At 40.7% G+C, this 5,919-nt stretch carries 2 protein-coding genes; both read right to left on the minus strand.

Features of this window, described 5'->3' with window-relative positions; translation table 11 throughout:
* Nucleotides 1-1,544: SpaA isopeptide-forming pilin-related protein (locus EHW90_RS11360; RefSeq protein ID WP_124952853.1), on the minus strand; the 1,544-nt coding region annotated here is incomplete at its 3' end.
* A 164-nt stretch (nucleotides 1,545-1,708) separates the two neighbouring features.
* Nucleotides 1,709-5,919 (minus strand): MucBP domain-containing protein (locus EHW90_RS11365; RefSeq protein WP_207667056.1); only part of this gene is annotated, 4,211 nt, incomplete at its 5' end.

The raw sequence follows: 5,919 nt of genomic DNA on the forward strand, positions 1-5,919 counted from the left end.
GAAGAATCGTAGTTCGTGATTGCATCTTCTTTAACGGTATATTGAATCTCACTGCCGTCTGTATTCTTTTTCTTTAATCCTTCAAAAGTATGTTGCCAGTTATTTCTTTCATTTAGTGTGACTGACTTTCCGGTATCTACTCCATCTGCCCATAAGTGAATGGTAGCTGAGCTTCCTTTTGGTCCAACCCATTCTTTGCTTACTTTTACATAAGTCTTATCCATCTTGTCCTTGATAGTAAGTGTTCCGCCTACATCATCATAGACATATACAGAATATTCATTTGGATCAAGTTCATATCCCTCCGGTGCATTGATTTCCTTTACCTTATATCTGCCTTGCATTAACTGATCAGAAATAACAGTACCATCAGCACTTGTTGTTAAATTGAATGAAGTTCCATCCGACTTTGTGACCTTGAAGGTTGCGCCTGCTAATGGTGCACCATTATCAACGTCAACTTTTCTAAGCTTTAATTTCTTACCCAACACACCACCGGCTGCACCACCCGAATGACGATACTTCCAAGTTCCGCTACTGGACTGAGTAGGGTTTGTGGAAGATGTCAAAGTGGCATTATTTGACTGCACAATATCACCATATTCAACTGTGGATTTATAAGACAAGAAATAGGACTGTGTTCCAATGTCTCCAAGGTCAAGTCTGAATTCAGTCTTATCCTCGTTGAATGTAATCTTGTCAGAAATATCAACTACTTCACCGGTATAGGATGTCGGATTGCCCGATGCATTATACTCACATTTCATAAGTTTGAAATTTTCGGATGTAATGACTGTTGGCAATGAATCCGGATCAATGAAATGACCATTATTCGAAGTGATCTTATCTGTAATAACAACATTCTTTAAATATTGTTTTGTTCTGTTAACACGAACACCCCAAGCAGCCTGATTAGGAACAGTTGGAGCTTTTGCCCATTTACCAATCACCTCAACAGTTGAAAGAGCTCTATCCGGTTTTACAATGATTGGCTTAGGACCGGGTGTCAGATCTTCTCGATTATTGACTCCCGCTTTTACATTGATAGTCTGGTTATCCCCAACCCTTTTTTTATTAATCTTTAAATCAAAGTGTAAATGTCCTTTAAACTTATACTTTCCGGTTGCGTTTTCATTAAATACAACATGTACATTGCCACCACCACCTGTTGCTGTTGCAGCATTCGGCTGAATTGTTGCTGTACCTACGACCGTTCCATTTTCATCTTTAATATCAAATGTAGTCGGATAAGTTACAGCAGTTGTTAAATCGAATTCTTCAGGAATTTTAATATCAAAGTAATTTCCATTATCCAGGAAAATTGATTCAGGCATTTCAAAATTAAAATCCAGCTTAAGCGTGGCTGACTTTTCTGTTTCAGTAACCGGCTGGTTACTTGTATTTAAGATTTGAAAGCTTGTAATCCTAGCATCTACAGCTAAACCGTCAGCATAGACAGTAAGGTTCAAACCTTGAAATATCATAATGAATATCATAAGAAATGACATTATAATTCCAGTCAATCTTTTCATATTTAGACTCATTCAAACTTTTCCTTTTTATATGTTAATTATGTGGCTTTAATCCACTTTCATGGAGTTACCATGAATAATCTAGGTTTACATATGTTTTATAAATTTTTAACACTGTTATAAACCGACAAAAAAGTCCCCCTACATATGTCGAGGGACTAAAGAATGCTTATCCTTTACTTAGTTTCTTTTTTCTTCCAAAAGATTACAGCTGCTGCGAGTGAGCTTATGAATATGAACATATAGCCTCTCACATCCTTTCTGTCTGAAGTCTTCGGAACCGACATAGCTCTTCTTGTAGCCGATATTGAGCTCTTAATATCTTTCTTAAGCTCATTTTTATCAGGCTGCGGATTTCTGTTGGAAATCTTCGGCTCGTCAATAACAATTTCAGGCTTTTGTATTGCATCCTTAGAATTTGTATCCTGAACTGTAACGGTCTTTGTCGGTCTCACGCTTGAGGTGCCGTCTGAAGAACCGCCGCCACCCTTTTTTCCGTTAGATCCTGTAGCAATTGAAGGTGTTGCCATAGGTCTGTTCGGTCTTATTACCAGATCCTGTTCTCTTCCCGGTGTAATAATCTGACTTGGTGTAGCTATTCTACCCGGTGTAATAGGACTCGGTGTTATCGGGTTAATCGGGCTTGGATTAACCGGATTGATCGGTGTTATAGGGCTCGGTGTCAAAGGATTTATAGGTGTAACAGGGTTTATAGGGTCAATCGGATTTATAGGATTTATCGGGCTTGGTGCTATCGGTGTAGGTGTTACAGGAGGTACCGGTGTGATTACCACACTTGGGTCCTTTCTGTAAATATATGTAACCTCTGTTGTTCCGCTTGTGAACACACCTGTTTCACTTCCCTGTACCAGATATAGGCTGTATCCCGGTATACTCTTTGCACCTGTTGCATACGGAAGTCCGAGTTTTCTTGTTCCGTCAAGTACTTCATCGCTCTCTATAGGAAGTCCTGCAGTGTTTACATAATGGGCTATTACATTTCCTGCATCTTTTCTGCGATATACATATGTCACAGTCTGAGTTCCGCTTATAAATGTTCCGTTGGCATTGCTTGGTACACTTACAAGATCATAGTTGTCAAATGATTTGGAACTTGATGTATAGTTATCACCTAATCTCTCACTACCGTCAAGTACTTCAGGAGTATCAAGTGGTACATTTCCGTCCTCATCCACATGCTCTATTACAACATTTCCTGCATCCTGACGCTTATAGATATAGTTCACTGTTATTGGGCTTACAGTGAATGTTCCGTTTGCATTATTCGGTACTGTTATAAGAGTGTAGTTCGGAATATTCTTAGGTGTTGTAGTATAAGGTAATCCTACATTATCTGTTCCCGTAATATTATCAGGTGTCTCAATCCTGTTTCCATGATTGTCAAGATAATTTACTGTTACTCCGCCTGACTGCTTTCTCTTATAGAGATATGTTACGCTTTGGCTTCCGCTGACAAATGTTCCTGTCGCGTTAGACGGCACTGTAGCTATCTCAAAATCAGAGTAAGTCTCAGGGGTTGTGGTATAAGGCAATCCAAGCTTTCTTGTTCCGTCAAGCACTGTAGGCGTACTTAAGTCGCTGTTGTCATATACCGACTTGTGGTAAACCGTCACATCTCCGGCATCATTTCTTCTGTAAACATAAGTTACAGTCTGTGGTCCCGGTACGAAGGTACCGTTTTCATTGCTCGGTACGCTTACCAATGTGTAGTTAGGTATTGTCTTTCTTGTAGTTGTATAAGGAAGTCCGAGCTTACCTGTACCGCTTTGTGTCTCAGGTATATCTATCTGATTTCCGCCTTCATCTACATAGACGCTTGTAACATCTCCGGCAGGTTTTCTTCTGTACTCGTAGATTACTGTCTGCGGTGTACTTAAGAATGTACCGTTCTTGTTACTTGGCTGTGCTACCAATTCATAATCGGTGATGTTCTTCTCTGTTGTAGTATAAGGAAGTCCGAGCTTGTTGGTTCCTCCAAGTACATCGTCACCTGAAAGAGGTGTTCCTGTTCCCTGTTCCACATACTTAACTGTTACATCTGCCGCATTATCTCTTGTGTAGTAGTAATATACATCTCTTTGTCCGGAGTTAGGATATGTTCCTGTATAGTCAATAGGTCTTGCACTTACTACCGTATAGTTTGTTACACTTGCCGGATTTGTCGTATATGTCATTCCCGACTTTCCGACTCCGCTAAGTGTCTCATTAGGAGCAACGGATGTTGTTGTTCCCGCCTCCAAATGGTGAACAACTACATTTCCGGCATCATTTCTTCTGTAATAGTATGTTACAGTCTGATTTCCGGTTGTAAATGTTCCGTTTGCATTGCTCGGTACACTTACCAATGTATAGTTCGGGATATTATGGTTGGTTGTCGTATATGGAAGCCCCAGCTTACCTGTTCCGTTCAGCGGTGTATCAGGTGCAAGCGGTGTTGTTGTACCTTCAATATAGTGATGTACTGTAACATTACCTGCATTCTTTCTTCTGTACTCATATACTACCGTTGTTGTTCCTGTTGCAGGATATGTTCCTGTGTGGTTTGCAGGTGTCACTACAAGTTCATAGTCCGTTATAGTCTTCGGTGTAGTTGTATATGTAAGTCCCGACTTTCCGACACCGCTAAGATTCTCATCATTAGCTAAAGGTGTTGTTGTGCCTGCTTCATAGTGATGAACCAATACATCTCCCACATTCTTTCTTCTATACTTATAGATTACAGTCTGCGGTGATGTTGTATGTGTAAGTGTTGTAGCACCTGTAGCACTTGGTGTTGTTGCGGTATTTGCTCCGCTTACATCCACACTTACATACTCAAAGTTAGGTATATCAGCGACTCTGTTTGTCAGGTTCTCATTTGTTCCAAGTCTTCCGTTACCTGAGATAATTTCAGGACTTGGGCCTGAGGCACCTGTCGGTGTATAGAGTTCGGTATTTGTTCCGTCCTCTATGTGGTGAACTGTGATACTTGAAGCATTCTTTCTTCTGTAGTAATAATTTACCACCTGATTTCCTGCATTGTATGTCACTGTAGTATCACCGTTTGCATTAGGTGTATTAGCTCCGCTTGCTCCGGTTACATCCACACTTACATACTCGTAGTTATCAATATCTGCAGCTTTGTTTGTAAGACTCTCGGATAATCCCATCTTTCCTGTACCGTTAAAGTTTTCGGCGGCAGGTGTTGCGCTTCCGGTCGGCTTATAAAGCTGTGTGGTTGTTCCTACTTCGTAGTGATTTACTGTAATATTTCCTGCATTCTTTCTTCTATAAACATAGGTTACTGTAATATCACTTCCTGCCGGAGGATAGTTACCTGTATGATTTGCAGGTATAGCACTTACAAGCTCATAGTTTGTAAAGTTCTCAGGTGTTGTTGTATACGGTAATCCGAGTTTTCCTGTACCGTTCATTGTATCAGGTGACTTAAGCGGAATATTTGTACCGTCTTCTATATATTTTACAATAACATTTCCTGCATCTTTTCTTCTATATTTATAGATTACAGTCTGCGCCGTTGTGCTGTGGGTAAGTGTTGTATCACCTGTAGCACTTGGTGTTGTTGCGGTATTTGCTCCGCTTACATCTATTCCTACATACTCATAGTTGGCAATATCCGCCGCCTTGTTTGTAAGATTTTCCGTAGTTCCGAGCTTTCCGCTTCCGTCTATTACAACCGCACTCGGTGTTGTACTTCCTGCAGGTGTATATAGCTCTGTTGTTGTTCCGTCAATGTAGTGATGTACTGTGATATTTGCGGCGTTCTTTCTTCTGTAGTAGTAATTTACCACCTGATTTCCCACCTTGTATGTCACTGTAGTATCACCGTTTGCACTCGGTGTGCTTGCACCGCTTGCTCCTGAAACATTTACATTCACAAACTCGTAGTTATCAATATCTGCAGCCTTATTTGTAAGATTCTCAGTCAGTCCAAGCTTTCCTGTTCCGTCAAAGTTTTCGGCAGCAGGCGTTGTGCTTCCTGTCGGCTTATAAAGCTGGGTTGTTGTTCCTACTTCGTAGTGATTTACTGTAATGTTTCCTGCATTCTTTCTTCTATACTTATAGATTACAGTCTGCGCCGTTGTGCTGTGTGTAAGTGTTGTATTACCTGTAGCAGTCGGTGTTGTTGCGGTGTTTGCTCCGCTTACATCTATTCCTACATACTCATAGTTATCAATATCTGCAGCCTTGTTTGTAAGATTTTCCGTAGTTCCAAGCTTTCCGCTTCCGTCTATTACAACCGCACTCGGTGTTGTACTTCCTGCAGGTGTATATAGCTCTGTTGTTGTTCCGTCAATGTAGTGATGTACTGTGATATTTGCGGCGTTCTTTCTTCTGTAGTAGTAATTTACCACCTGATTTCCCG

This window comes from Lachnoanaerobaculum orale, assembly GCF_003862485.1.
Lineage (GTDB): Bacteria > Bacillota > Clostridia > Lachnospirales > Lachnospiraceae > Lachnoanaerobaculum > Lachnoanaerobaculum orale.